The sequence below is a fragment of the Methylobacterium sp. WL116 genome (genome assembly GCF_008039455.1).
Classification (GTDB): domain Bacteria; phylum Pseudomonadota; class Alphaproteobacteria; order Rhizobiales; family Beijerinckiaceae; genus Methylobacterium.
In genome coordinates this window covers 1-1,512 of record NZ_VRUV01000789.1, presented here as the reverse complement: position 1 = coordinate 1,512, position 1,512 = coordinate 1, and the positions used below count along the sequence as shown (strand labels likewise).

Below are 1,512 nucleotides of genomic sequence, written 5' to 3'. Positions count from 1 at the left end.
CTGTCCGACGTCAGCACCTGTGGGACAGAATGAGGGTCTTCACGAACGGAGGATGGCTGGTTCATCGTAGCCCCTGAGGAGCGAAGATGAAGCAGACATCCGGACCGGCCAAGAAGCCGGCAGAAGCGGTGATCAAGGACATCCGTCGGGCCACACGTCGGCAGTTCTCGTCCGAGGAGAAGATCCGCGTGGTGCTGGAAGGCTTGCGTGGCGAGGACAGCATAGCCGAGCTTTGCCGACGTGAGGGGATCGCCGCCTCGATGTACTACGGCTGGTCCAAGGAGTTCCTGGAGGCTGGCAAGAAGCGCCTGTCCGGCGACACGTCTCGTGCGGCCACCACCGATGAGGTGCGGGATCTCCGTCGCGAAGCGGGGGCGCTGAAGGAGGTCGTAGCTGATCTCGTCCTGGAGAACCGTCTGCTTAAAAAAAGCATGAGCGAGGCTGGGGGCGACGAGGCATGAGGTACCCGGCCCCCGAGAAGCTGGAGATCATTCGGCTGGTCGAGCAATCCCACCTGCCGGTGCGTGCCACCCTGGACAAGCTCGGCATCACCCGCTCGACGTTCTACCGCTGGTACGACGCCTACCGGCGCGGCGGCCCCGAGGCGTTGAATGACCATCCTTCGCAGCCGAGCCGGGTCTGGAACCGTCTACCTGCGGAGATCCGCGAGCAGATCGTTGCCTTGGCTCTGGAGCAGCCTGAACTCAGTCCGCGTGAACTGGCGGTGCGCTTCACCGACGAGCGCCGCTACTTCGTCTCGGAAGCGACGGTCTACCGGTTGCTCAAGTCTCAGGACCTGATCACCAGCCCGGCCTATATCGTCATCAAGGCCGCCGACGAGTTCCGCGATAAGACCACCGCGCCCAACCAGCTTTGGCAGACGGACTTCACCTACCTGAAGGTCGTTGGCTGGGGCTGGTACTACCTGTCGACGGTCCTGGACGACTTCTCACGCTACATCGTCGCCTGGAAGCTGTGCACGACGATGCAGGCCAGCGACGTCACCGCCACGCTCGACCTGGCGCTGGGGGCGGCTGGGCTCGATCAGGCGCGGGTGATGCAGCCGCCACGCCTGCTCTCCGACAACGGGCCGAGCTACGTCGCCAGCGACCTGGCTGACTGGCTCGGCATTCGGGGCATGACCCACATCCGCGGTGCGCCATGCCATCCGCAAACGCAGGGCAAGATCGAGCGTTGGCATCAGACGCTCAAGAACCGCATCCTGCTCGAACACGCCTACTTGCCCGGCGAACTCGAAGCGCGGGTGGCGGCCTTCGTTGAACACTACAACCATGCCCGAGCCCATGAGAGCCTGAGCAACCTCACGCCCGCCGACGTCTACTTCGGACGCGGCGAAGGGATCCTGGCCGAGCGGGAACGCATCAAGCGCCAGACCCTGATGGATCGCCGCTTGCGCCACCACGCGCAGGCTGCCTAACCTCTTACCCCAGATGGACCAGAGCCTCCGCTCCTGAACACCGCTGAATGTCCCAAATCATCTGACGACGGACA

1 protein-coding gene is annotated in these 1,512 nt (G+C 64.0%); it reads left to right on the top strand.

Annotated features, from left to right (window positions below; all coding sequences use genetic code 11):
* The first annotated feature begins 86 nt into the window (after window positions 1-86).
* Window positions 87-1,438 (top strand): IS3 family transposase gene (locus tag FV223_RS27345; protein ID WP_147729836.1). Its coding sequence is split into 2 segments (ribosomal slippage): window positions 87-423 and window positions 423-1,438, totalling 1,353 coding nucleotides; the frame shifts between segments, so codons are not numbered across the junction.
* The last annotated feature ends 74 nt before the right edge of the window (window positions 1,439-1,512 follow it).